This window comes from Streptomyces sp. NPDC025833 (assembly GCF_055558055.1).
Window position 1 is genome coordinate 125,985 of the sequence record NZ_JBVHNF010000009.1, and the last position, 25,221, is coordinate 151,205.

Consider the following 25,221-nt stretch of genomic DNA (forward strand, 5'->3'; position numbering starts at 1 on the left):
CCGAGGAAGCGCAGGTCAGCACGTGTGGTGCCGTACGTCACTCTCGTCGCGGACGCGTCACTCCAGCACGTGCCGGCCCTCCGGGCGCGCGCTGCACGAGGCGCGGAACGCGCAGTGCGTGCAGTGCTGGCCGGTGCTGGGCGTGAACCGCTCGTCCAGGACCTTCCCGGCGGCGGTGGCCAGCAGCTCGCCGACCCACTCCCCCGCGAGCGGCTCCTGGCCCTGCACCTTGGGCAGGGTCTCGCCCCCGTCGCGTTTGGCGGCGCCCTGTCTGAGGTGGACCAGTTCGGCGCCGCCCGGTTCGGGGCGGGTGCCGTCGAAGGCCGCGTCGACGGCGCCCTCGCGGACCGCGAGCTGGTAGACGGCGAGCTGCGGGTGCCGCTCGACCTCGCGCGCGGTGGGCGCCTGTTTGCCGGTCTTGAAGTCGACGACGTAGGCCCGGCCCTCCGCGTCCGTCTCGACCCGGTCCATCTGGCCGCGGACGCGGACCTGGTAGTCGCCCGCTTCGAGGGTGACGTCGAAGTCCTGCTCGCTGGCGAGCGGCGTGCGGCCGGCGCGGTCCAGCACGTGCCAGTGCAGGAAGCGTTCGAGCGCCACGCGCGCGTTGGCCTTCTCCTGCTGCGACTTCCAGGGCGCGTCGAAGGCGAGCGCGTTCCACACGGAGTCCAGGCGCTCCATGAGGACGTCGAGGTCGGCGGGGGTGCGGCCGGAGGCGACCTCGTCGGCGAGGACGTGCACGACGTTGCCGAAGCCCTGCGCGGCGGTGGCGGGGGCGTCGGCCTTGACCTCGCGGCCCAGGAACCACTGGAGCGCGCAGGTGTTGGCGAGCTGGTCGAGCGCGCTCCCGGAGAGCACCACGGGCTGGTCGTGGCGGCGCAGCGGCACCTTGCTCTCGGTCGGGTCGAACATGCCCCACCAGCGGTAGGGGTGCGCGGACGGCACCAGCGGGCGGCCGTCCTCGTCGGCGAGCGCGGCGAGCCGGGCGAGCCGGCGGGCGGCGGCCTCGCGCAGGGCGGCCGAGGCGCGCGGGTCGACCGTGGTGGCGCGCAGTTCCGCCACGAGCGCGGCCACGGACAGCGGGCGGCGGGGGCGCCCGGTGACGTCCCTGGGCTCGACGCCCAGCTCGGTCAGGAACCGCGACGGCTGGTCGCCGTCGTCGGCCGGTGCCTTCACGGCGGTGACGACGAGGCGGTCACGCGCGCGCGTGGCGGCGACGTAGAACAGCCGGCGTTCCTCGGCGAGCAGCGCGCCCGGGGTCAGCGGCTCGGCGAGTCCGTCGCGGCCGATGCGGTCGGCCTCCAGCAGCGAGCCGCGCCGCCGCAGGTCGGGCCACAGGCCCTCCTGGACGCCGGCGATGACGACCAGCCGCCATTCCAGGCCCTTGGAGCGGTGCGCGGTCATCACCCGGACGGCGTCGGGACGGACCGCGCGGCGCGTGAGCGTGTCGGCGGCTATGTCCTCCGCCTCCACCTCCTCCAGAAAGTTCAGGGCGCCGCGGCCACCGGTGCGCTCCTCCGCGCGCGCGGCGGTGGCGAACAGCGCGCACACCGCGTCCAGATCCCGGTCGGCATTGCGGCCGGCCGCGCCGCCGCGCCGGGCGGCCCGTTCCAGGCGCGCGGGCCAGGGCGTGCCGTTCCACAGGTCCCACAGCGCCTCCTCGGCCGTGCCGCCGCCCGCGAGGCGCTCGCGGGCCCGGCGCAGCAGCGCGCCGAGGCGCTGGGCGCCGCGCGCGTACGCCGGGTCGTGCACCGCGAGGCGCTCGGGCTCGGCGAGTGCCCGGGCGAGCAGTCGGTCGGAGGGGGGCGGCAGGGGGTTCCCCGCGGCCCGCTCCTCCTCGCGCAGGGCACGTCCGAGGCGTCGCAGGTCGGCGGCGTCCATGCCGGCGAGCGGGGAGGCGAGCAGGGTGAGGGCGGTCTCGGTGTCGAGCCAGCAGTCGTCCGTTTCTGGGCTGCCGCCGGGTTCGGCACCGGGTTCGGCACCAGGCTCAGTACCGGTTTCGGTACCAGTACTGGAACCGGTGCCGGTACTCGTTTCGGTACCGTTCCCGCTCCCCGTTTCGGTACCGGCCTCGGTACCGGCCTCCCCCGTGCCCGGGGCGTCCGGGGTGCTCACGGAGGCGGGCGCGGGCGGCTCCGCCGGCTCCTCGCGGTGCCGGGCCTCCGCCGCGGCCACCGCGCGCAGGGCCGCGAGCAGCGGCGCCACCGACGGCTCGTGCCGCAGCGGCAGGTCGTCGCCGTCGATGTCGACGGGGACGCCGGCGGCCGTGAGGGCCCGGCGGAAGGCCGGCAGCGTGCGCGACCCGGCGCGCACCAGGACGGCCATGTCGCTCCAGGGGACGCCGTCCTCCAGGTGCGCGCGGCGCAGGATGTCCGCGATGTCGTCCAGCTCCGCACCGGCCGTCGGGTACGTGTGGACGTCGACCCGCCCGCCGTCCCGCACGGGGACCGGCTCCCGGTGGGCGCGGACCGCGTCGGCGGGCAGCCGGGTCAGCGGCATGCGCCGGGTGATCAGGCGGGTCGCGGCCAGCAGGGCGGCGCCGGAGCGGCGGGAGGTGCGCAGCACCTCGACGGGGGCGGGGCGGCCGTCCGCGCGCGGGAAGGCGGCCGGGAAGTCGAGGATGCCGTTCACGTCCGCGCCCCGGAAGGCGTAGATCGACTGGTCGGGGTCACCGAAGGCGACCAGGGTGCGTCCCTGGCCGGCCAGCGCCCGCAGCAGCCGGACCTGGGCGGGGTCGGTGTCCTGGTACTCGTCGACGTACACGGCGTCGTACTGGTCCGCGAGCCGTGCCGCGTTCTCCGGGCGGTGGGCGAGCAGCACCGCGCGGTGGACCAGCTCGGCGTAGTCGATCACACCCTGGAGGTCCAGGGTGTCGAGGTACTCGGCGAGGAACGCGGCCGCGGCCCGCCAGTCGGGGCGGCCGAGGCGCCGCGCGAAGGCGTCCAGGGCGCCCGCGCCGAGCCCCAGCTCGCGGGTGCGGGCGAGGACGGCGCGGACCTCGTCGGCGAAGCCGCGCGTGGTCAGGCAGGCGCGCAGCTCGTCGGGCCAGCGCACCCGGGTCAGTCCGAGCCGTTCCAGCTCGGGCTGGCCGGCGAGCAGCTCGCGGACGGTGACGTCCTGTTCCGGGCCGGAGAGCAGGCGCAGCGGCTCGGTGAACCGGTCGCCGTCCTGGTGGGCGCGGACCAGCGCGTAGCAGTACGAGTGGAAGGTGGTCGCCCTGGGCGCGCGGGCGGCGCCCATGCGCACGGCCATGCGGTCGCGCAGGTCGACGGCGGCCTTGCGGCTGAACGTCAGTACGAGGATCCGCGCGGGGTCCCCGCCCCGGGCGAGCCGCGCGGCCACCGACTCGACGAGGGTGGTGGTCTTGCCGGTGCCGGGTCCGGCGAGGACGAGCAGCGGCCCGGCGCGGTGATCAACCACGGAGCGCTGCGCCGCGTCCGGACGGAGGGGGGCCGGGACGGCCGGCGGGGTACGGACCAGACGGTAAGCGCCACGGCTCCCCTGCCGCACCGGGATGTGCGGCAGGCGCCTGGTGGAGGATGAGGAGCTCACGTGATCGGCCGGTCCTGGTGGTTGTGCTGGCGGGCGGGCGGTCACGCGTACGGGACGGTGACCGCGGGGTGAGCGGGACACGTGCTGCCGACGCTGCGCCGCCACACCGGACGGAAGCGGGGCTTCCGGTTCTTCCCTCGTGGCGCTCGGGCCTCGCGCGTCCCACCCCCAACGAACGTACGGCATGCCACGGACGTCCCCCGTGTCACCCGAACGGACCACGGGATCGCTCCGGCGGCATCCGGTGGCGGAAGCTGTCAGGTGTGACCCCCCGCGTCCGCGCCGCCGTCCCACCGCGCACGTCGCATGTCCAGCCGCGGCATGTGCCCCTGCGCGCTCCTGCTGGCCTGCCTCAGCGGCGTGCCCTCCGCGCGGTAGTGCGCCAGTGCGCGCAGCTCGTGCCCAGGCAGCAGCGCGCCGTCCGCGCGTACGACGCGCCACCACGGCACGGCGCCCCCGTAGAGGGCCATCACCCGGCCGACCTGGCGCGGTCCGCCCTCCTCAAGCCACTCGGCGACGTCGCCGTAGGTCATGACCCGGCCCGCCGGGATCCGCTCGGCGACGTCGAGGACCCGCTCGGCGTACTCGGGCAGCTCGTCCGGGGGCGCGTCGCGGGACTCGGCGGCGGGACTCTGCTCTCTCATCCCGCCCATCCTGCCGCACCCCGCGGACCGCGCGGCGGGTACGCGGGGACCGGCTCCGGTCGCACCCGGGCGGTCCTTCGGGCAGACTGTGCGCCCGCGCATCCACACCCTGATGCCCGTGTGTGTCGGTGGGGCATGCCACCATCGTGCGGGCGGTGACTGGTGATACGAGACCAAGAAGAGACCATGGACGAGCAGGGCGTGCACCCCGAGAAGGCCGCGGGCACCCCTGACGCCGGCGCGCGCCCGGACGCCGCCCGCGCGGGTGAGGACGGCGCCGGAACACGCCGGGAGGGCACCGGCCCGCCCGAGGGCGGCCCCCCGCGCGCGGGGGACGGCGCCGAAGCCCCCGGCCCGCCCGCGCACGACGGCACGGCGGACCCGGCCGAGGGGGCGCCCGGCCCGCGGGACACACCGCAGGACGCGCCGCTGGACCACCCGCCGCCCACCGGAGACGACCCCCACGCCGAGCAGGTGGAGGGCGACGAACCGCTGCTCCCCGCGCGCGTGCACCGCCCGTCCGACCTCATGCGGCTCCTGGTGGGCGTGCTCGCCATCGTGGTGCTGCTCGCGGTCGCCGCGTTCGCGCACGGCACCACCTCGGGCCTCGAACAGGACATCAACAAGGGCACCGGGCAGGCCCCGGACCTGCTGATCAAGATCGCGGGGCTGGCGTCCAGCATCGCGATCCTGCTGGTTCCGGTGGCCTTCGCGATCGAGCGGCTGATCAAACGGGACGGTCTGCGCATCGCCGACGGCGTCCTCGCGGCCGTCCTGGCCCACGGGGTGACGCTCGCCACCGACCTGTGGGTCGCCCGGGCCGCCCCGGACTCGATCCAGGAGGCGCTCACCCAGCCCTCCCCGGGCGACATCCACGCCCTCACCGACCCGGTGCACGGCTACCTCGCGCCCGTGATCGCCTACATGACGGCCGTCGGCATGTCCCGCAGACCCAGATGGCGCGCGGTGCTGTGGATCGTGCTGCTGCTCGACGCGTTCTCGATGCTGGTCACCGGCTACACGACGCCCTTCTCGATCATCCTGACCGTCCTGATCGGCTGGACCATCGCCTACGGCACCCTGTACGCGGTCGGCTCCCCGAACGTCCGGCCCACCGGCCAGACCCTGATGGCGGGCCTCCGGCACGTCGGCTTCCGCCCCCTCAGCGCCGCGCGCGAGGAGGTCACCGAGTCGGAGACCGGCGACCGGGGCCGGCGCTACTTCGTCACCCTGGAGGACGGCCCGCCGCTGGACGTCACGGTCGTCGACCGGGAACAGCAGGCGCAGGGCTTCTTCTACCGCGCGTGGCGGAATCTGACCCTGCGCGGCTTCGCCACCCGCTCCAGCCTCCAGTCGCTGCGCCAGGCGCTGGAGCAGGAGGCGCTGCTGGCGTACGCGGCGATCGCGGCGGGCGCCAACGCGCCCAAGCTGATCGCCACCGCGGAACTCGGCCCCGACGCGGTCATGCTCGTCTACGAGCACACCGGCGGGCGCACCCTGGACTCGCTGGCCGACGACGAGATCACCGACGAGCTGCTGCGCAACACCTGGCACCAGGTGCGGGCCCTGCAGTCCCGGCGCATCGCCCACCGCAGGCTCGCGGGTGACGCGATCCTGGTGGATCGTTCCGGCAAGGTGATCCTCGCCGAGCTGCGCGGCGGTGAGATCGCCGCCGGTGAGCTGCTGCTGCGCATGGACGTCGCCCAGCTGGTCACCACCCTCGGCCTGCGGGTCGGCGCGGAGCGCGCCGTCGCCTCGGCGGTCGGGGTGCTCGGCCCGGACGCCGTCGCCGACTGCCTGCCGATGCTCCAGCCGATCGCGCTGACGCGCTCCACGCGCGCGACGCTGCGCCGGCTGGCCCGGGAGCGGGCCCAGCGCGAGCGCGAAGCGGTGCTCGAAGTCTCTCGGCAGACCAGGCCGGCCCCGGCGCAGGAGGAGTCCGGGACGGCCGCGTCCGTCCCGGGCAAGCCCGGCAAGAAGGCGGTCCGCGCCGAGCAGCGCGCGGAGAAGCGGGCCATCGACGAGGCCCTGGAGGAGGCCCGCGAGGAGGACCTGCTCACCCAGATCCGCCACCAGGTCCTGCGGATCAGGCCCCAGGCGCCCGTCGAACCGGCCCGGCTGGAGCGGATCAGGCCACGCACGCTGATCAGCTTCATCGCCGGCGCGATCGGCGCCTACTACCTGCTGACGCAGCTCACCCACATCGAGTTCGGCACGCTGTTCGCGCAGGCCCAGTGGGGCTGGGTGATCGCCGCGGTGCTGTTCTCCGCGCTCAGCTACGTCGCCGCGGCGATGGCCCTGCTGGGGTTCGTGCCGGAGCGGGTGCCGTTCCCGCGGACGGTGGCGGCGCAGGTCGCGGGGTCGTTCGTGAAGATCGTGGCCCCGGCCGCGGTCGGCGGGGTGGCCCTCAACACGCGGTTCCTGCAGCGCTCCGGGGTGCGTCCGGGACTCGCGGTGGCGAGCGTCGGCGCGTCGCAGCTGTTCGGGCTCGGCTGCCACATCCTGATGCTGCTGTCCTTCGGCTACCTGACCGGCACCGAGAAGACGCCGTCCCTGTCGCCGTCCCGCACCGTCATCGCGGGCCTGCTGACGGTCGCCGTGCTGGTCCTCGTGGCCACCTCGGTGCCGTTCCTGCGGAAATTCGTCGTCACGCGCGTGAGGTCGCTGTTCGCCGGTGTCGTGCCGCGCATGCTCGACGTGCTCCAGCGGCCGCAGAAGCTCGTCACGGGCATCGGCGGCATGCTCCTGCTCACCGCGTGCTTCGTGATGTGCCTGGACGCCTCCATCCGGGCCTTCGGCGACGGCTCGGCTTCGTTGAGCATCGCCAGCGTCGCCGTCGTCTTCCTCGCCGGCAACGCGCTCGGTTCCGCGGCGCCCACCCCCGGTGGCGTGGGCGCGGTCGAGGCGACCCTCACCGTCGGCCTGATCGCCGTGGGCCTGCCCAAGGAGGTCGCCGCCCCGGCCGTCCTGCTCTTCCGGCTGCTGACCCTGTGGCTGCCGGTCCTGCCGGGCTGGCTGGCCTTCAACCACCTCAGCCGCAAGGGAGCCCTGTGAGCACCCCCGCCGGGTGAGTACCCCGGACGGCCCGCGCCCCGAGCGCCCCGGCGTGCACGCCCCCACGATGGGAGCATGGCGAACCCCACCCGGCTGCGCGCCGCCGCGCTGACCACCACCGCCGTGCTGCTCTCCGCCGCGTTGGCCGGCTGCGGCGGCAGCGCCGAGGGCGACGGGGACCTCACGGCGCAGAAGCTGGACTGGAAGGACTGCCCGGCTCCGGACGGGGCGGAGGGCGGCGGCGGTGCCCCGTCCCCGCTGCCGCACGGCGGCGAGTGGCAGTGCGCCACCATGCAGGCCCCGCGGGACTGGAGCAAACCCAAGGGCGACACGATCGGCATCGCCCTGATCCGGGCCCGGACCAGCGGCCCGGCGAACCGGCGGATCGGCTCGCTCGTGTTCAACTTCGGCGGCCCGGGCGGCAGCGGCGTCGCCACGCTGCCCGCGTTCGGCAACGACTACTCCGCCCTGCGCACCCGCTACGACCTGGTCAGCTTCGACCCGCGCGGGGTCGGCCGCAGCGCGCCGGTGAAGTGCGAGAGCGACGCCCGGCTCGATGTGTACTTCCAGCAGGACGCCACACCGGACACCCCGGCCGAACAAGCCGACTTCCTGCGGCGCACCCGGGAGTTCAACGCCGCCTGCGAGCGGAACTCGAAGGCGATGCTGCCGTACGTGCGCACCACGGACGCGGCCCGCGACATGGACCTGATGCGCCAGGTCCTCGGCGACCGGAGACTCCACTACTTCGGTATCTCCTACGGCACGGAACTCGGCGGCGTCTACGCCCACCTCTTCCCCCGGCACGTCGGCCGTGCCGTCTTCGACGCCGTCGTCGACCCCACGCAGGACCCGGAACAGGGCGCCCTGAGCCAGGCCAAGGGCTTCCAGCTCGCGCTCGACAACTTCGCGAGGGACTGCACCTCGAAGACCACCCCGTGCCCGGTCGGCGACACCGAGCAGGACGTGAAGGACCGCATCGCGCGCCTGGTCGCCGATCTGGAGAAGAAGCCGATCCCGGGCATCTTCCCGCGCCGGCTGACCCAGACCGCCGCCGTCAACGGCATCGCGCAGTCCCTGTACTCGAAGGAATTCTGGGAGTACCTCACGGAGGGCCTGGAGCAGGCGTACGACGGTGACGGCAAGGTCCTCATGCTGCTGTCCGACTCGCTGAACGGCCGCGGCGAGAACGGCGAGTACAGCAACCTCCTGGCGGCGAACACCGCGATCAGCTGCGCCGACGACAAGCCTCGCTACACGGTGGACGACGTCCAGCGGAAGCTGCCCGAGTTCCGGGCCGCCTCGCCGCTGTTCGGCACCTTCATGGCCTGGGGGATGCTCAGCTGCACCGACTGGGCGGTGCCGGGCGCCGCGAACCACCCCGACGTCCACGCTCCCGGCTCGGCGCCCATCCTCGTCGTCGGCAACACCGGCGACCCGGCCACCCCGTACTCGGGGGCGCGGGCGATGGTGGAGGCGCTCGGCGAGGGCGTCGGCGTGGAGCTGACGTACAAGGGCCAGGGACACGGCGCCTACGACAGCAAGGACAAGTGCGTGCAGAGCGCGGTGAACGGCTACCTGCTGGACGGGAAGGTGCCGAGGGCCGGCCTCGTCTGCGCCTGATCCCTCCCCCGCGGCCGGAGCGAAACGGCAGAAGCGACAGGGCCAGGGAGAAGCAGGAGAAGCAGGCAGAAGCAGCAGGTCAGAGAGTTATCCACAGGCCACAGCGGGCTGGGCCCGGGCCACCTACCATGGCGTGAACGCCCGGCGTGGGACACGGCGGCGGGCCAGTCAGGGGGGTGCGCATGATGCGACTGACGCGGTGGGCGGCCGCGGTGGCGGCGGGGCTGCTGCTCGCCGGCTGCGGCGGTCCGCCCGGCGGGGGCGGGGACGCCGGCAAGGGGGCCGGCTCCGCTCCCCCGTCGGCGCGGCGTTCCCCGGCCGGGCACTCCCCGGATCTCCCGTCCTTCCTCACCTCCCAGCGCCTCGGCTGGGCACGCTGCGGGGCCACCGGAATCGCCGCCGCGCCGGGCGGTGCCTGGCGGTGCGCGACGCTCAGGGTGCCGCTCGACTGGTCCGAGCCAGGCGGCAGGACGATCGGGCTCGCCCTCGTCCGTGCGCGGGCGACGGGTGGCGACCGCATCGGCTCACTGCTGTTCAACTTCGGCGGCCCGGCCACGCCGTACGAGGGGACGCGCAGGATGGCCGACGAGCTGGGTGACGGCGTGGGAGTCGAACTCACCTGGAAGGGCGAGGGACATGGGGCGTACGCCCGCGGCAGCGACTGCGTCGACTCGGCGGTGGACGCCTATCTGCTGGAGGGCACGGTCCCGAAGGACGGCACGGTCTGCCACTGACGGCCACCGGGCGCGCCCGGCAGAAGGGACCACCGAAAGGGACCTCCGAGGCGCCGTCCACAGGTGCGGCGGTGCCGAGAGGCCGCCTTCGGGTTCACCAGGAGTGAGAGCGGGTTCGATCACGGTCGAGGAGTCTGCGGATCAGCAAGTACGTACCCACGGCGATCAGGGCCGCACCCGCAAGGATCAAGGCCACCCCGATGGCGATCACAAGCGTCCCGATCAGGACCAGGAGTGTCCCGATGATGAGGAGAAAGATCGCGAGGACGGTCACGGTTGCCTCCTGTCCTCCCTCCCGCTCTGACTCCTTCCCCCACTGCCGGGGGAACACTCTGCTTCACGACACCGGCAACGACGGAAGCCCACGGCTCCGACCGGGTCGGAGCCGTGGGCTTCGTCGGTCCCGCCGGCCGGCGGGACCGGTGATCAGTAGACCGGCTTGTGCGGTTCGATCTGGTTGACCCAGCCGATGACACCGCCGCCGACGTGGACCGCGTCGGCGAAGCCCGCGGACTTCAGCACGGCGAGGACTTCCGCACTGCGGACACCCGTCTTGCAGTGCAAGACGATCTTCCGGTCCTGCGGGAGGCTCTCCAGGGCCGCGCCCATGAGGAACTCGTTCTTCGGGATCAGCTTGGCGCCCGGGATGGAGACGATCTCGTACTCGTTCGGCTCGCGGACGTCGATGATCTCGATGTTCTCGCCGTCCTCGATCCACTCCTTGAGCTGCTTGGGAGTGATCGTGGAGTCGGCCGCGGCCGCCTGGGCCTCCTCCGACACGACGCCGCAGAAGGCCTCGTAGTCGATCAGCTCGGTGACGGTCGGGTTCTCGCCGCAGACCGCGCAGTTCGGGTCCTTGCGGACCTTGACCTGGCGGTACTGCATCTCCAGGGCGTCGTAGATCATCAGACGGCCGACCAGCGGGTCGCCGATGCCGGCGAGCAGCTTGATGGCCTCGTTGACCTGGATGGAGCCGATGGAGGCGCACAGCACGCCGAGGACGCCGCCCTCGGCGCAGGAGGGCACCATGCCGGGCGGCGGGGGCTCCGGGTAGAGGCAGCGGTAGCAGGGACCGTGCTCGGACCAGAAGACGGACGCCTGGCCGTCGAAGCGGTAGATCGAGCCCCACACGTACGGCTTGTTCAGCAGCACGCACGCGTCGTTGACCAGGTAGCGGGTCGCGAAGTTGTCGGTGCCGTCGATGATCAGGTCGTACTGGCCGAAGATGTCCATCACGTTGTCGGCTTCGAGCCGCTCCTCGTGAAGGACCACGTCCACGTACGGGTTGATGCCCTTGACGGTGTCACGGGCGGACTCGGCCTTGGACCGGCCGATGTCGGACTGGCTGTGGATGATCTGGCGCTGCAGGTTCGACTCGTCGACCTCGTCGAACTCCACGATGCCGAGCGTGCCGACGCCCGCGGCGGCCAGGTACATCAGCGCCGGCGAGCCCAGGCCGCCGGCGCCCACGCAGAGCACCTTGGCGTTCTTCAGCCGCTTCTGCCCGTCCATGCCCACATCGGGGATGATCAGGTGGCGGGAGTACCGGCGGACCTCGTCTACGGTGAGCTCAGAAGCTGGCTCGACCAGGGGTGGCAGCGACACGGGGACTCCGTTGGTCGGTCGATCACTACGGTTGTTCTTCTCGTAACACTGCCACGGCCTTCTTCATTCCGAGACACCCGGTCCGACCCGCGAGACGAAACCGTCCCAGCAGCCGGGCACCGTCTCCCCGGGGCCGGTGCGCCCGCCCCCGTCGGCGCGGCCGGTGGAGCGGTTCGTGGCCGCTCCCCGCCGCCGGGCCGTACGCGGCGGCTCGTCCGGACGGCCCCCGCTGGTGCTGGTGCCGGTACTGGTCAGATGCGGCACGCCGCCTCCATCCAGATGTCGGCCAGGGACTCCTCCAGGTTGATGCGGGGCCGCCAGCCGAGCCGGTCGCGGGCGGTGCGTACGTCGGCCTGCTGCCAGCTGCCGCAGCCGTCCGGATACGGGTACGCCACCGGGACGGCGTGCTCGGAGTCGCCGCGGGGGTGCCCGAGGGAGCGCAGCGGCCCGGGCGGGACGTCCAGCTCGTGCAGGGCGCCCCCGTACCCGGCCACGCGGGCCAGGACGGCGGCGGTGTCCCGGAGGCGGACGGCACGGCCGGAACCGATGTTGATCACGCCTTGCGCGGCGGAGAGCGAGGCGGCGTGCACGGCCCGCGCCACGTCCCGTACGTCGACGAAGTCGCGCTGGACGCCGAGACCGCCCAGCTTGAGTTCGCCGTCCCCGGACTGCATGGCGCGCCGCATGGCCTCGGCGAGCCGGCCGAGCGGGGAGCCGGCCGGGGTGCCGGGGCCGGCCGGTGAGAAGACGCGCAGGACGACCGCGTCCAGGCCGGAGCCGAGGACCAGTTCGGTCGCGGCGAGCTTGCTGACGCCGTACGGGCCGCCGGGGCGGGGCACGGCGTCCTCGGCCGTGGAGGACCCGGGCTGACTGGGGCCGTACTCGGAGCCGCATCCGATCTGCACCAGACGGGCACCGCACCCGCTGCGGCGCAGCGCCTCGCAGACGGTGGCCACGGCGACGGTGTTGTGCCGGGTCAGTTCGCGGGCACCGCCGCGCGTGGCGCCGGCGCAGTTGACGACGACCCCGGGGTGGACCGCGTCGAGGAAGCGGGTGAGCGCACCCGGGCTGCCGGTGGCGAGGTCGAAGCGGACGTCGGCGTCGTCGCCCCGGCCGAGCGCGGTGAGCTGGACGGCCGGGTCGGCGAGCAGGCGGTCGGCGACGAAGCGGCCGATGAATCCGTTGGCTCCGATCAGCAGGACCCTCATCGGGCGGCTCCCGAGGTGTGCGCGCCGGTGGTACAGGCCATGGCGGCGGCGCCTGCGGCTGCTCCGGGCGCTCCTGCGGTCCCGCTGGTTCCGGACGCTCCGGATCGGGCGGTGGTCATCTGGTGTTCTCCTTCAACAGGGGTGGTGCGGGCGCCCCTCGGCGGTGCGTCGAGCCGGTGGGCGGAAGGTTCGGTCGGGTGCTGCGGTGGGGGCGTGGGCCGAGGCCCGGGTGAGGGTGCGGGCGGCGCGCCACAGCAGGGCCAGGGCCGCGGCACCGCAGGCCAGGGCCGGTACGGCGGCTGTGCCCCAGGTGTCGGCGAGGGTCTCGACGGGGACCGCCAGGAAGTCGCAGCCGGGGAGCCGGCCGGCCATCGGCAGTGCCAGGGCCGCCACCTGTGCGGCCACCGCGGCGCCCAGGGCGAGCGCGGGGGCATTCCTGTCGCGGTGCACGGTGAGGAGGCGGGCGAGCAGAAGGAGGGCGCCCAGGGTGAGGGCCTGCGGGTAGGCCGGGGACTCGTCCAGGGCGGTGCCGCACAGCGCGAGCAGCACGGCCAGGGCGCCCAGGAACAGGGCGAGCACACCGGCCAGCAGCGGCCCGGCGGCGGCCGTGAAGTCCGCCAGGCCCCGGCTGCGGGCGAGCCTGCGGCGGGCGCCGGCGGCGAGGAGGCGAGCCGCCCAGGCCGCGGGGGCGCAGGCCAGCAGGAGGGCGAGCACGGGTGCGGTGGTCAGGGGCCAGGGGTCGTCCGGGGCGCCGGTGGGCGGGGCGTCGGGCCCGCCCGTCAGGACGGCGTGCAGGAGGCCGTCACCGGCGAGGGCGTACCCGAGCAGCCAGAGCGTCCACGCGCGCGTGCCGGCCGCGGTGCGCCACGCGCGCGTGCCGGGCGGGCCGGCGAGCGGGCCGTGACGCAGGACGGCGCGGACGGCGAGGGCGACGGCGGCGAGACCGCCGAGGGCGACCAGGGCGCGGGGCTGTCCGTGGGTCAGGCGCAGGCCGGCCACCGCGGCCGCGCCGAGCCCTCCGGGCAGCAGGGTGAGCAGCGCCACGAGCAGCGCCCGGGCGGGGTGGACCGGCGGCACCGGCGGGGGCCCGGGCTCCGTGCGCGGCTCGGCATCGCGCGGCACGCGCGCGTACAGCTCCTCGGCGAGCGAGAAGACGTCTCGGTGGCGGAACCGGGCGGCGGTCCGGTCGGTGACGCCGTGCGCCTCCAGGCCGGCGGCGATCTCCAGCGGATCGACGGCTCGCTCGCACAGTGCGCGGTGCCGGTGCAGCAGGGCTCTCACCGGGTCGGCGGGACCCCGGCGCGGAGCGGCGGCACCCTGCGGTTCGGGCGGCACGGCCGGTGCCGCGTGCGGTACTGCACCGGGGACGGCCCGGGCGGGGGTACGGGGCGCGGGCTCGACGGTGCCGGGGGTGGCCGCGGATCCGGGGTCGTGCGCGTCGGCCCGATCGGACGGGGTGGTTGCCCCGTAAACGAGTGCCGAAAGGTCGGAGTCGGCCGGGACGACGGCCTCCGTCCCGGGCAGCGCCCCTTCCCCAGGGGCCACCGGTTCTCCCGCGGCCATGCCCGCACAGCTCCCCGCCATGCCCGCACCGCTCCCGGCCGCACCAGGGCCGCTCCCGGTTGCAGCGGGACTGGCCGCACCGGGGACGTTCCCCGACGCGCCAGCACCGTCCCCAGGTACGTTCCGGGGCGCGCCAAGACCGGGACCGTTTCCGTGGATACCCGTGCGCAGTCCGGTGGTGGCCGTGTCGTCCGCCAGCCACTGCCCCGACCGCGCGTCCCACGGATCGGCGGCACTGGGCATCCCCGGCCGGTCCGCCCCGGCAGGCCCGCTCAGGCCCGGGAGGCCGGGCCACCCGCGCGCCACGGCATCCGCCGCGCCCAAGGCGTCCAAGGCACCCAAAGCCCCGGCGGGCTCGTCCACCCGGGCGCCCAGTTCTCGCACCCGGCCGTACCCCCGCCCCGCTTCCCGACCGGCGTCACGGCTGTCCAGGTCGCTCATCGCGTCCCCTCCGCGGCCGGCAACGGGGTGGCGCGGACCGGCGCGGGCACGGCCCAGCCGGGGACGCCGCGGGGCAGGCCGCGGGCCGTGGGACCGGTCCAGCGGCCGGGCACCCGGGACTCGGCGGGCACGGCGAAGGGCAGGGGCTCACCGGACTCGTCCAGGACCACCCGGCGTACCGGGCAGTGCGCAACGATCTCCAGGTACAGGCCGTGGAATGCCGCGACGTTCCGCTCGACCGTGAAGAGTTCGAGCGCCCGGGCGCGCGCGGCGGCACCGAGGCGCGCTCGGCGCCCCGGGTCGCGCAGCAACGCGACGCACGCCTCGGCGAGCGCCCTGGGATTGCGCGGGGGCGCGACCAGTCCCGTGCCGCCGATGACCTCGACGACCGCGCCGACGTCCGTGGACACGGTGGCCCGGCCGCAGAACATGGCCTCCACCAGGCCGACCGGGAAGCCCTCCACGGCGCTGGAGAGGACGACGACCGCACCGGCGGCGTACGCGTCGGCCGGTGTGGGGGCCTCCGGGGCGCCGATCTCCTCGAAGGAGACGGGGTTGACGCCGACGGCGTGCGCCCCTGCCGCCTCGTCCGGGAAGAGCTGGGCGGCCAGTACCCGGCAGTGGCGCAGGTAGGCCGCGCCCTCGGGGCCCGAGGGCCCGCCCACGATCCGCAGCCGGGCCCGGGGCTCCGCCTCGCGGACGTCGGCGAAGGCGTGCAGCAGGCAGAGCAGGTCCTTGGCGGGGTCGACGCGGCCGACCCAGACCAGTGTGTGCGGGTCGGCCCGGTCGGGGGACTCGCCGGTCTCCGTGGAGCCGCTCGCCTCGATGCCGGGGTACACCGTGCGGATCCGGGCGCGGTCGGCTCCGCACCGCTCCTGCCAGCGGCGGGCGTGGGCGTCGCCCGGGGTGAGGATCTCGGCCGCGCGGTAGACCTCGGCGGCGAGCCGGCCGTGGAAGGCGCCGAGCAGGGCGCGGACGGCGGGGGCGTCGGCGTCGGGGGCGGCGGTCAGGTAGTGCGAGCGCAACCGTACGCCGTACTCGGTGACGAGCAGCGGTACGCCGCAGAGGTGCCGGGCGAGCAGCCCGCAGAGGGCTTCGGGGCCGCCGCCGGTGGCGTGGCACAGGTCGGCGGCGCCGAGGCCGTCGTCGCCGTACCAGTCGAGGGAGAGGGGGCGCAGGGCGCGTTCGAGATGGGCGGAGACCGCCAGCAGGTCGGGTACCCGCGCCCCGCGCGCGGTGCGCAGGGCGCGCGGGGCGCGGCAGGCGCGTTCCAGGGCGCGTACGGCGGTGTCGGAGCGCAGGGCGCCGACGAGTCCGCCGTCCTCGTGGGCGAGTTCGGCGAGTCCGTACAGCGCGTTGCCGAAACGGTCCGCCTGATGGCCGGACGTGTCCGCCGCCCCCTCGCCCCCACCGTCGGCCGCTCCGGGGACGGCCCCCCGGGCTTCGCGGGGACCGGGCTCGGCGGCACCGTCGCCGGCGCACACGGCCGCCACCAGTTCCCCGTAGCACCCGGTGAAGCGCCGGCGCGCGCGCCGTCCGCGGGGGCCCCCGGTGTCCTCGGCCGTCCACAGCGGTGCCGTGCGCACCCGGCGGACCTGCGGGGGAAGGTGGACGCGGCCGCGGCCATCGGCCTCCTGGCACCGGCTGCGGCTGAGCGCGTAGACGTCGAACTCGTGCCGGTCGAGCCCGCGCACGAGCCGGTCGCACCAGAGTCCGGCGTCACCGCCCACATACGGATAGCCACCCTCGGTCACCAGACCTATGCGCACGTGTGCACCCCCGATCTGCCGTCTCGGGAGCCGCCGTTCTCCCGGCGGCTCACAGCGGGACGAACGTAAGCGGACAAGGCGGTGGTGCGACGGACGGTTGTCCATCGCACCACCAAAAGGGGTGAACGGTCGTAACTTTCGCGTGCGCTCGGCGTTCAGTCGCGCTACGGATCAGGCGGCGACCACCGGGCGCGCGTCGTCACACCACCCGGCACGCGGGTCACCGGCGTCCCGGGACGACGCGGCCGGGCCACCGCCGGATCTCGCCGCCATGCCCGCGCTCGCCCCGGACAGGCAGCCCGCCGTCGCGCCACCCCGCACGGAAGGGCCACGACGGCGAGCGCAGGACAGGCGGCGCCAGCGACAGCGGACACCAGCCACGCCGAGCGCGGCGCCGTCTGTCAACTCGCCGGGTAGGGCCACGGGTTGGGACGGCAGCGGATCCCGTCGTGGTTCAGGAACTTCGTCTGCTGCTGCATGACGGGCGCCAGCGCGCCGTCCTTCTGGCAGGTGACGTGCCCGTTGCCGAGCCGGTGCCCGACCTCGTGATTGATCAGCATCTGCCGGTAGGCGTGGATCCGGTCACCGTAGGTCCTGCTGCCCTGCGCCCACCGGTAGGCGTTGATCATGACGCGCTCGGTCGAGGCCGAGTCGCAGGAGACGTTGTCCTCCGTGGTGTCCAGGCCGGACTTCGCGCACCACTTGGCGGTGGTGCCGGGGCTGGCCAGGGTGATCACGAAGTCGGGCTTGCCGGTGGAGACGCGCTCGAAGGTGCGGGCACCGTCGTGGGCCCAACTGCGGTCGTCGTTCAGCGTCTTCTGCACGGCCTCGGCGAACAGCGCGCCGTCGAGCGCCAGTCCCTGTTCGACGTCGACCCGGTAGCGGTACTTCTCCCCGGTGCCGGGCGCCTTGTCGAGGCCGGGCACGGCGTCGAACTTCCCGGGCCCGCTCAGCGTGGCGGCGAGCGGGTACTTCTCGCTCATCTTCTGGTCGTACGTCAGCGGCACCGTGCTCGGCGCGGCCGAGGGCGCCGGCCCGCCTGAGGCGCCCGTGTCCCCGGCCCGGCCGGTGGCCGCCGGGGAGCCCGCCTTGCCGTCGGTCCGCTGGCCGGCCACCTGCCCGGCGACGACCACGGCGAGCACGGTGGTGACGGCGGCCGCGGCGATGCCGGTGAAGGCCCATCCCTTGCCCTGGCCCCGCTGCACGGGCGCACCGGCGGCGTCCGCCGCGGTGCCGGGCCGCCGCGGCGGCCCGGGCGGTCCCCCGTCCGTGCGGCGCCCTCGGTCCGCGCCGTCGCCGCCGGCCTCCCGGGGGTCCGCGCCGGCGCCGTCGAAGGCGTCGAGGTAGTCCTGCCGCGGCCCGGCACCGCGACCCGAACCGCCCGGCCGCGTCTTTCGCGGCCGGGGCAGCACCGCGCCGGGCCCGCCGGTGCCGGCCGCCCGGTCGGACAGGTCCCCCCAGCCGCCGCCGGCTTCCCGCTGCTCGGGGTGGCCGCCCCGCGCGGGGGCGTCCGCCCGCAGACCGGGCACACCGCGCGCGGGAGTACCGTCAGCGGTCCTGGACGAACCCCGTGCGGGAGTGCCGTCGGCAGTCCTGGACGTCCCCCGCGCGGGGGCGCCGTCCGGCAGCCTGGGCACACCACGCGCCGGGGCGCCCTCGGCGGACCGGGGCACCCCGCGCGCGGGAGTGGCGTCGGTGGTGCTGGACGCCCCGCGCGCAAGGGCGCCGTCGGGCGGCCTGGGCGTGCCATGGGCCGGCGTGCCGTAGGCCGGGGTGCCATGGGCCGGCGTGTCCTCCTGGCGCCGGGGTGCCCCCTGCGCGGGCGGGCCTTCCTGAAACCTCGGCATCCCGTGCGCCGGGGTGCCGTCCGGCACCCGGGACGTGTCGGCCGACACCCGAGGCGTGTCGGCCGGCCGCTCCTCGGGGCGCGCGCTCCGGCGGCCCCCCTGGCTGCCGCGCTTCGCGGTTATGTCCGCGGAGCCGGTCTTCGGTACCGGTCCGCGGCGGCTGTGGCGTCCCACCCCTGCCCTCAGCTCCCCGCGCCCGCGGCGGAGCCCGCGGGGGCGCCGCCCGCCTGTGCCAGGAGTTCCCGGAAGGCGCCGGCCACCACGTCGGGGTACTCCATCATCGCCACGTGTCCGGCGTCCGGCAGGGTCAGCAGGCGGGCGTCGCGGAAGGCGCGGGCCGCCTTGCGCGCCATGCGGAAGCCGATGAGCTGGTCCCGGCCGCCGTAGACCAGCAGGGTCGGCGCCAGCACCCGTTCGGCCTGGCGCCACAGCCCGTGCTGCCCGCCCAGCGTGTAGGCGTTGACGATCCCGCGCGCGGAGCGGGCCATCGCGTCCCAGAAGTAGGGCAGCTGAAGCCGCCGCTCCAGTTCCTCCACGGCCTGCTCGAACGCCTCCGGCGAGACCTGGCCCGGGTCCCCGTAACAAAGGGCCATCACCCCGCGCACCCGCTGCTCCGGCGTCCACTCCCGGGTGAGCCGGGTGAAGAGGGCGGCGATCCCGGGCACGCCGAGCAGTCCCGTGGGCACCGCGGTGCGCTGGATGCGCAGTTCCGGCAGGGCGGGCGAGACGAGCGTGAGCGTGCGGACGAGGTCGGGGCGGACGGCGGCCACGCGCGTGGCGACCGCGCCGCCGAGCGAGTTGCCGACGAGGTGGACCGGGCCGCGGGCGGCCGCGTCGAGATGGCGGATCACCGCGCGCGCGTGCCCGGTGACGGAGTAGTCGCCGTCGTCCGGCGGCGGCGAGTCGCCGAAGCCGGGCAGGTCGACCGCCTCGCCGTCGACGACGCCCTCCAGCTCGGCCATGAGCGACGACCAGTTCTGCGAGGAGCCGCCCAGCCCGTGGACGTACAGCGCGGGCGGCAGGCCTTCGCGCGCGGGGGGCCGGGAGCGGATCGACAGGGTGACGCCGGGGAGACTCACGGACCGCATCCGCTCGCCCTCGCCGACCCGGACGGGCGCCACCCTGGGAAGCACACTGGCGGCCGGCACGGACGGCGAATCGGTCGAAGACATGCGGCAATGTTACGAGGTGATCACGTCGGGATTTGTGTGTTCGCCGTCACAGATTGAAGCGGAGACCCCCGGAGAACCGGACAGCCGACGGGCAGGACGGCATGGCGTCCGGATCTGCTGTCTCCTAGGCTCTTACACAGGGCACCCGCATGTGGCCCCTGTCGCCTCAGGGACGTTCGTAGGAAGGGAGCCCACCATGGCCTATGACCCCACCGAGCCCGACGCGATCGAGGACATCGAGGAACCGACGGCCGGCACCGCGCCGGAGATCGACGTCGAGGCGCCCGAGGTGGACGCCGCCGAGCAGCACGCGGACATCGCGCCGGACCGCGACGACCCGCTGACGAGCGTGGACCCGGCCCGGGGGAACGAGGCCGATCTCGTCGAACAGGCGCGCGTGGTCTCGCTCGACGAGGACGACTACCGCTGACCCCGCGCGTCCCGTCCGGCCGCCCGCGGGACGCCGTACGGCTTTCGCCTCCGTCCGGTACGTGAAATTCTGCGCTCGCACCGCGCACACCACGGTTACCGAAAAGTACGATGGCCGCGCGGCCGACACCGCAAGTGGACGACTTTGGGAGGCGGCGTGACAGCCATCGAGCAAACTGAGGCAGCACGCCCGCGCGGCACCCGTCTGCCGCGCCGAGCCCGGCGGAACCAGCTGCTGGGCGCCGCTCAGGAGGTTTTCGTCGCGCAGGGCTACCACTCGGCGGCGATGGACGACATCGCCGAGCGGGCCGGCGTGAGCAAGCCGGTGCTGTACCAGCACTTCCCCGGCAAGCTCGACCTGTACCTGGCCCTGCTGGACCAGCACTGCGAGTCGCTGATCCAGTCGGTGCGCGGCGCCCTGGCGTCGACGACCGACAACAAGCAGCGTGTCCGGGCGACGATGGACGCCTACTTCGCGTACGTGGAGGACGACGGCGGCGCGTTCCGGCTGGTCTTCGAGTCCGACCTGACGAACGAGCCCGCCGTGCGCGAGCGCGTGGACAAGGTCACCAACGAGTGCGCCGAGGCGATCTGCGACGTCATCGCCGAGGACACGGGCCTCTCGCGCGCGGAGTCGATGCTGCTCGCCTCCGGTCTCGGCGGGCTCGCCCAGGTGGTCGCCCGCTCCTGGCTGCACAGCGACCGCAGCGTCCCGCGCGACCAGGCGGTGCAGCTGCTGGCCTCGCTGGCCTGGCGGGGCATCGCCGGGTTCCCGCTGCACGGGACCGAACAGCACTGACGGCCGCCGGGGCCGCTCCCGCACGGTGTTCGCTCCTGGCGTTCCGGCCCGCGGCGTGTACGTCCCCTCACCGGGCTAATGTGTGCGGAGTACGGCGCGGATGATCGCGCACATCACGGACCGTCGGAGGGACATAGCCGTGGAGGTCAAGATCGGCGTGCAGTACGCGCCCCGCGAGATCGTTCTGGAGAGCGGTCTGAGCGCCGAGGAGCTGGAGCGCCAGGTGAACGAGGCGCTGTCCGGCAAGACGCAGGTGCTGAGCCTCCAGGACGAGAAGGGCCGCAAGGTCCTGGTGCCGACCGACCGTCTGGCGTACGTGGAGATCGGCGCGCCCACCGCGCGCAAGGTGGGTTTCGGCACTCTCTGAGCCGAAGTCGCGTGCGGGGCCCGGCGGCCGTTGCCGCCGGGCCCTTTCGCGTGGTCGCGTACACGGACGGAGCACAACTTCCCCACAGCCGAGGATTGCAATCCGCAGGTCACGGGTAAGACCGGCTACAACCGTCGAGCCGGACCGGCCGTGGGAGGGACCCCCGACATGATCCTCGAAGTACTCGGCTCCGCCGTGCTCGGCATGATCCTCGCCTGGGCGGCGGCGCACCGCCTGGCCCACCGGCTGCCGGCCCGCCCGCTGCTGTTCTCGACGGGCGTCGCCGGAGCCCTCTTCGGCGACTTCGTCACCCGCTCCGCGCTGGGCCCCGGCAGCGCCGTGCTCAGCCTGCTGGGCGCGGCGGTCATCGCGGTGGCGTCACTGTCCCTGCTGCTCCGCCCGGCGGGCCGGCTGCGCCGGCGGTCGGCGACGGCGTAGCGGCACCGGGCCCGGGGGTCCGGTGCCCCGTGCTACGCGGCCAGGCCGAGCGCGGCCATCCGCTTGGTGTGGGCCTCGGTGATCCGCGAGAACATCTTTCCGACCTCGGCCAGGTCGAACCCGTCGGCCACGCCTCCCACGAGCATCGTGGACAGCGCGTCCCGGTCGGCGACCACCCGCTGCGACTGCGACAGGGCCTCCCCCATCAGCCGCCGCGCCCACAGCGCCAGCCGGCCGCCCACCCGCGGGTCGGCGTCGATGGCGGCGCGCACCTTCTCCACCGCGAAACCGGCGTGCCCGGTGTCGTCGAGCACGGCCAGCACCAGCTCGCGCGTGTCGGAGTCGAGGCGGGTCGCGACCTCGCGGTAGAAGTCGCTCGCGATCGAGTCGCCGACGTACGCCTTGACCAGGCCCTCCAGCCAGTCCGACGGAGCGGTCTGCCGGTGGAAGCCGTCCAGTGCGGCCACGAACGGGTCCATGGCGGCCGTCGGCTCCTCGCCGATCTCGGTCAGCCGGTCCCGCAGCCTCTCGAAGTGGTGGAACTCGGCCGAGGCCATCTTCGCCAGCTCCGACTTGTCCGCGAGGGTGGGCGCCAGCTTGGCGTCCTCCGCGAGCCGTTCGAACGCCGCCAGCTCTCCGTACGCGAGCGCGCCGAGCAGGTCCACGACGGCGGCGCGGTAGTGCGGCTCGGCGGACGCCTGCGCCCAGTCCTGGGCGGCGACACCGGTGGGTGCGGCGGGTTCGGCGGACGCGTTCTCAGCCTTGTCAGAGCTAGTCATGAGGCGCACAATAGCCCGCTCGGCGCGCGTGCCGGGCTCCTGGCCGATCACTGTGATCACGGCTACGTGACCAAATCGGCCATCGCATGTGCGCGATTCCGAGGTATGGTGGTAATGCGCCTGCTGAGTGCGTCGACGGTGTTCGACGTGTCCCGACGGGCCGCACGCATGAGGATGCCCGGTCGGTGGCCCGATCGGCTCCGACCCGACAGCCCTCCGATGCCGTACGGCTCTGACCGTACGACGAGTGGAGGGACCCCTCAGCGGTACGAGCGCTAGAGCGTCGGCAGAGGTCCCGTGTCTTACGGCTTGCCCGAGTGGTACGTCCGTACGGCAGCCGACGTCCCCGGCACGGTCAGACATGACCCCCGCGCGCTCGCCTCGCACCGCGCACACAGAAGAGGCAGCACCCTGACTACGACGTTTCGAGAACTCGGAATCCTCCCCGAGACCGCCGAGGCCCTGGAGGCCGTCGGCATCGTCACCCCCTTCCCCATCCAGGAGATGACGCTCCCCGTCGCCCTTTCCGGCACGGACGTCATCGGCCAGGCCAAGACGGGCACCGGCAAGACGCTGGGCTTCGGACTCCCGCTCCTGGAGCGCGTCACCGTCCCCGCCGACGTCGAGGCCGGACGCGCCGCGCCCGAGGCCCTCACGGACGCCCCGCAGGCCCTGGTGGTCGTCCCCACGCGCGAGCTGTGCACGCAGGTCACCAACGACCTGCTGACCGCCGGCAAGGTCCGTAACGTGCGCGTGACGGCCATCTACGGCGGCCGGGCCTACGAGCCGCAGGTCGAGACCCTGAAGAAGGGCGTCGACGTGGTCGTCGGCACCCCGGGCCGCCTGCTCGACCTCGCGGGCCAGAAGAAGCTCGACCTCCGGCACATCAAGAGCCTGGTCCTCGACGAGGCCGACGAGATGCTCGACCTGGGCTTCCTGCCCGACGTCGAGAAGATCATCAGCATGCTGCCGGTCAAGCGCCAGACCATGCTGTTCTCGGCGACCATGCCGGGCGCGGTCATCGGCCTCGCGCGCCGCTACATGTCCCGGCCCACGCACATCCGCGCCACCGCGCCGGACGACGAGGGCGCGACGGTCGCGAACATCAAGCAGTTCGTCTACCGCGCGCACAACATGGACAAGCCGGAGATGGTCGCCCGCATCCTCCAGGCCGAGGGCCGCGGACTGGCGATGATCTTCTGCCGGACCAAGCGCACAGCCGCCGACATCGCCGAGCAGCTCCAGCGCCGCGGGTTCGCCTCCGGCGCGGTCCACGGCGACCTCGGCCAGGGCGCCCGCGAGCAGGCGCTGCGGGCCTTCCGCAACGGCAAGGTCGACGTGCTGGTGTGCACCGACGTCGCCGCGCGCGGTATCGACGTCGAGGGCGTGACCCACGTCATCAACTACCAGTCCCCCGAGGACGAGAAGACGTACCTGCACCGCATCGGCCGCACCGGCCGCGCGGGCGCCAAGGGTACGGCGATCACGTTCGTGGACTGGGACGACATCCCGCGCTGGCAGCTGATCAACAAGGCGCTGGAGCTGGGCTTCAACGACCCGGCGGAGACGTACTCCAGCTCTCCCCACCTCTTCACGGACCTCGGCATCCCCGCGGGCATCAAGGGCATACTGCCGCGCTCCGAGCGGACCCGGGCCGGCCTGGACGCGGAGGTCCTGGAGGACCTGGGCGAGACCGGCGGGCGGGGCGCGTCGCGCGGCCGCGGTGACCGGGGCGGCCGTGGTGGCCGCGACGGTCGTGACCGGCGCGACGGCCGTGCCGAGACGGCCGAGCGTGAGCGTTCGGCGCGTACGCCGGGCAGTCGCCGCCGTACGCGCGGCGGAGCGCCGCTGGACGCCGCGGCCCCCGCGGCCCCGGCCGCCGAGTCCACCGGCACGGAGGAGACGCAGGCCGCGACCCGCACCCCGCGCCGTCGCCGCCGCACGCGCGGCGCAGCGGCCGGGCAGCCGGTGCCGGCCGCCGCGGCGGTCCCGGCGACCGACGAAGCCGCCGCCGTCGAGACGGTGGCCGCGGTGGCGGGCCCGGACGCGCTGGAGAGCCCGGAGAAGCCGCGCCGCCGCCGTACCCGCAGGGCGGAGCCGACGGAGACGCAGTCTCCGGTGGCCGAGGCCGTGGCCGAGCCGGTGGTCGCCGACGCGCCGGTGGTCGAGCCGGAGGCCGCTCCGGCCGCGGAGAGCAAGCCGCGCCGCCGCACCCGCAAGACGGCCGAACCGGCCGCCGCGGCGGAGGCGGCCGTGGACACGGCCGAGGCCGTCGAGACGAAGCCGCGCCGTACCCGGAAGACGGCCGCGATCGCCCCCGAGGCGACTGAGGCGGAGCCCGAGGCCAAGCCGCGCCGCACGCGGAAGACGGCGGCCACCGCCGAAGCCGGCACGGACACGGCCGAGGCCGTCGAGGCCAAGCCGCGCCGTACCCGGAAGACCGCCGCGACCGCCCCCGAGGCGGCCGAAGTGGAGCCCGAGGCCAAGCCCCGCCGCACCCGCAAGGCCGCGGCCGCCGCTCCCGAAGTGACCGAGGCTGAAACCGAGGCCAAGCCCCGGCGCACCCGGAAGACGGCCGCGATCGCCCCCGAGGCGACCGAGGCGGAGCCCGAGGCCAAGCCGCGCCGCACGCGAAAAACGGCGGCCACCGCCGAAGCCGCCACGGACACGGCCGAGGCCGTCGAGGCCAAGCCCCGGCGCACCCGGAAGACCGCCGCGACCGCCCCCGAGGCGACCGAGGCGGGGCCCGAGGCCAAGCCGCGACGCACCCGCAAGGCCGCGGCCGCCGCTCCCGAGGTGACCGAAGGGGAAGCCGAGGTCAAGCCGCGCCGGACCCGCAAGACGGCGGCCGCCGTCGTCGAGGTGGGCGACGGGGAAGCGGTCGCGCCGAAGGCGCGGCGGACCCGCAAGGCCACGGCGGCCGTCGAGGCCGCTCCGGAGATCCCGGCGCAGGCCACCGGCGAGCCGGAGGTCAAGCCGCGGCGCCGGCCCCGCAAGACGGCGGCGTCCGCCGTCGAGGCGGCCGGTGAGGGTGTCGAGGCGGCGCCCAAGCCGCGCCGCACCCGCAAGGCCACGGCGGCCGTGGAGGCCACCGAGTCCTGACCCGGGCGCCTGACGCACGACAGCGCCAGCCGGTCCGATGGCCGGGTCCACGACAGTGGGCCCGGCCATCGCCGTGTCCGGGGGCGGTGGCCGGCGGC

The 25,221-nt window shown here is 74.7% G+C and carries 17 protein-coding genes and 1 pseudogene; 8 read left to right on the plus strand and 10 right to left on the minus strand.

The window, feature by feature from the left end:
- Positions 1 to 57 precede the first annotated feature (57 nt).
- Both ACZ4K2_RS17640 and ACZ4K2_RS17645 read right to left on the minus strand, forming a co-directional pair.
- Positions 58 to 3,549: an ATP-dependent helicase gene (locus tag ACZ4K2_RS17640; RefSeq protein ID WP_467473705.1), complete on the minus strand. Its 3,492-nt coding sequence runs from the start codon at positions 3,547 to 3,549 to the stop codon at positions 58 to 60.
- 257 nt (positions 3,550 to 3,806) lie between these two features.
- Positions 3,807 to 4,193 carry an MGMT family protein gene (locus ACZ4K2_RS17645; RefSeq protein ID WP_467473707.1) on the minus strand — a complete coding sequence of 129 codons (387 nt, stop codon included), beginning with the start codon at positions 4,191 to 4,193 and terminating at the stop codon, positions 3,807 to 3,809.
- A 186-nt stretch (positions 4,194 to 4,379) separates the two neighbouring features.
- Between ACZ4K2_RS17645 and ACZ4K2_RS17650 the strand changes: the two genes are divergently transcribed.
- The 3 genes and pseudogenes from ACZ4K2_RS17650 to ACZ4K2_RS17660 all read left to right on the plus strand — a co-directional run.
- Positions 4,380 to 7,247 (plus strand): lysylphosphatidylglycerol synthase transmembrane domain-containing protein, encoded by a 2,868-nt coding sequence (locus tag ACZ4K2_RS17650; protein ID WP_467473708.1) that lies wholly within the window; start codon positions 4,380 to 4,382, stop codon positions 7,245 to 7,247.
- 75 nt (positions 7,248 to 7,322) lie between these two features.
- A complete protein-coding gene (locus tag ACZ4K2_RS17655; RefSeq protein WP_467473710.1) occupies positions 7,323 to 8,870 on the plus strand; it encodes an alpha/beta hydrolase in 1,548 nt (515 codons plus the stop codon).
- Between the two features lie 536 nt (positions 8,871 to 9,406).
- Positions 9,407 to 9,604, plus strand: a pseudogene (locus tag ACZ4K2_RS17660) (alpha/beta hydrolase); the annotation flags it as partial.
- Positions 9,605 to 9,698: 94 nt separating this feature from the next.
- On the opposite strand, the gene ACZ4K2_RS17665 reads toward ACZ4K2_RS17660, so the two are convergent.
- From ACZ4K2_RS17665 to ACZ4K2_RS17695, 7 genes are all read right to left on the minus strand, one after another.
- The gene (locus ACZ4K2_RS17665) at positions 9,699 to 9,878 is read right to left on the minus strand and encodes a hypothetical protein (protein WP_467473712.1); all 180 of its coding nucleotides are present in this window, start codon (positions 9,876 to 9,878) and stop codon (positions 9,699 to 9,701) included.
- A 152-nt stretch (positions 9,879 to 10,030) separates the two neighbouring features.
- Entirely contained in the window at positions 10,031 to 11,209 is a 1,179-nt protein-coding gene (moeZ, locus tag ACZ4K2_RS17670) for an adenylyltransferase/sulfurtransferase MoeZ (protein WP_467473714.1), read from the minus strand.
- A 251-nt stretch (positions 11,210 to 11,460) separates the two neighbouring features.
- Positions 11,461 to 12,417 (minus strand): NAD-dependent epimerase/dehydratase family protein, encoded by a 957-nt coding sequence (locus ACZ4K2_RS17675; protein WP_467473716.1) that lies wholly within the window; start codon positions 12,415 to 12,417, stop codon positions 11,461 to 11,463.
- A gap of 132 nt (positions 12,418 to 12,549) precedes the next feature.
- Positions 12,550 to 13,980 (minus strand): hypothetical protein, encoded by a 1,431-nt coding sequence (locus ACZ4K2_RS17680; protein ID WP_467473718.1) that lies wholly within the window; start codon positions 13,978 to 13,980, stop codon positions 12,550 to 12,552.
- A gap of 437 nt (positions 13,981 to 14,417) precedes the next feature.
- On the minus strand, positions 14,418 to 16,190 hold the full coding sequence (locus tag ACZ4K2_RS17685; protein WP_467473720.1) for a glycosyltransferase: 1,773 nt from the start codon (positions 16,188 to 16,190) through the stop codon (positions 14,418 to 14,420).
- Between the two features lie 401 nt (positions 16,191 to 16,591).
- Positions 16,592 to 17,719, minus strand: a complete 1,128-nt coding sequence (locus tag ACZ4K2_RS17690) for a DUF3152 domain-containing protein (protein WP_467473722.1) — start codon at positions 17,717 to 17,719, stop codon at positions 16,592 to 16,594.
- 500 nt (positions 17,720 to 18,219) lie between these two features.
- Positions 18,220 to 19,209: an alpha/beta fold hydrolase gene (locus ACZ4K2_RS17695; protein ID WP_467473724.1), complete on the minus strand. Its 990-nt coding sequence runs from the start codon at positions 19,207 to 19,209 to the stop codon at positions 18,220 to 18,222.
- A gap of 196 nt (positions 19,210 to 19,405) precedes the next feature.
- Between ACZ4K2_RS17695 and ACZ4K2_RS17700 the strand changes: the two genes are divergently transcribed.
- The 4 genes from ACZ4K2_RS17700 (at position 19,406) to ACZ4K2_RS17715 (ending at position 21,242) form a co-directional block, all read left to right on the plus strand.
- On the plus strand, positions 19,406 to 19,639 hold the full coding sequence (locus ACZ4K2_RS17700) for a hypothetical protein (RefSeq protein ID WP_467473726.1): 234 nt from the start codon (positions 19,406 to 19,408) through the stop codon (positions 19,637 to 19,639).
- Between the two features lie 156 nt (positions 19,640 to 19,795).
- Positions 19,796 to 20,437, plus strand: a complete 642-nt coding sequence (locus ACZ4K2_RS17705; protein ID WP_467473728.1) for a TetR/AcrR family transcriptional regulator — start codon at positions 19,796 to 19,798, stop codon at positions 20,435 to 20,437.
- A gap of 139 nt (positions 20,438 to 20,576) precedes the next feature.
- Positions 20,577 to 20,804 carry a DUF3107 domain-containing protein gene (locus ACZ4K2_RS17710; protein WP_467473730.1) on the plus strand — a complete coding sequence of 76 codons (228 nt, stop codon included), beginning with the start codon at positions 20,577 to 20,579 and terminating at the stop codon, positions 20,802 to 20,804.
- Between the two features lie 168 nt (positions 20,805 to 20,972).
- On the plus strand, positions 20,973 to 21,242 hold the full coding sequence (locus ACZ4K2_RS17715; protein WP_467473731.1) for a hypothetical protein: 270 nt from the start codon (positions 20,973 to 20,975) through the stop codon (positions 21,240 to 21,242).
- Between the two features lie 32 nt (positions 21,243 to 21,274).
- On the opposite strand, the gene ACZ4K2_RS17720 is transcribed toward ACZ4K2_RS17715, so the two are convergent.
- Positions 21,275 to 22,021: a ferritin-like fold-containing protein gene (locus ACZ4K2_RS17720; protein WP_467473733.1), complete on the minus strand. Its 747-nt coding sequence runs from the start codon at positions 22,019 to 22,021 to the stop codon at positions 21,275 to 21,277.
- A gap of 504 nt (positions 22,022 to 22,525) precedes the next feature.
- On the opposite strand from ACZ4K2_RS17720, the gene ACZ4K2_RS17725 reads away from it, so the two are divergent.
- Positions 22,526 to 25,123, plus strand: a complete 2,598-nt coding sequence (locus tag ACZ4K2_RS17725; protein ID WP_467474057.1) for a DEAD/DEAH box helicase — start codon at positions 22,526 to 22,528, stop codon at positions 25,121 to 25,123.
- Positions 25,124 to 25,221: the final 98 nt, after the last annotated feature.

What these genes read in the sequence shown, in the direction of transcription:
- ACZ4K2_RS17645 (WP_467473707.1), bottom strand. Translation starts at nt 4,193, where the DNA reads ATGAGAGAGCAGAGTCCCGCCGCCGAGTCCCGCGACGCGCCCCCGGAC.
- ACZ4K2_RS17650 (WP_467473708.1), top strand. Translation starts at nt 4,380, where the DNA reads ATGGACGAGCAGGGCGTGCACCCCGAGAAGGCCGCGGGCACCCCTGAC.
- ACZ4K2_RS17655 (WP_467473710.1), top strand. Translation starts at nt 7,323, where the DNA reads ATGGCGAACCCCACCCGGCTGCGCGCCGCCGCGCTGACCACCACCGCC.
- ACZ4K2_RS17675 (WP_467473716.1), bottom strand. Translation starts at nt 12,417, where the DNA reads ATGAGGGTCCTGCTGATCGGAGCCAACGGATTCATCGGCCGCTTCGTC.
- ACZ4K2_RS17680 (WP_467473718.1), bottom strand. Translation starts at nt 13,980, where the DNA reads ATGGCCGCGGGAGAACCGGTGGCCCCTGGGGAAGGGGCGCTGCCCGGG.
- ACZ4K2_RS17695 (WP_467473724.1), bottom strand. Translation starts at nt 19,209, where the DNA reads ATGTCTTCGACCGATTCGCCGTCCGTGCCGGCCGCCAGTGTGCTTCCC.
- ACZ4K2_RS17700 (WP_467473726.1), top strand. Translation starts at nt 19,406, where the DNA reads ATGGCCTATGACCCCACCGAGCCCGACGCGATCGAGGACATCGAGGAA.
- ACZ4K2_RS17715 (WP_467473731.1), top strand. Translation starts at nt 20,973, where the DNA reads ATGATCCTCGAAGTACTCGGCTCCGCCGTGCTCGGCATGATCCTCGCC.
- ACZ4K2_RS17720 (WP_467473733.1), bottom strand. Translation starts at nt 22,021, where the DNA reads ATGACTAGCTCTGACAAGGCTGAGAACGCGTCCGCCGAACCCGCCGCA.
- ACZ4K2_RS17725 (WP_467474057.1), top strand. Translation starts at nt 22,526, where the DNA reads ATGACGCTCCCCGTCGCCCTTTCCGGCACGGACGTCATCGGCCAGGCC.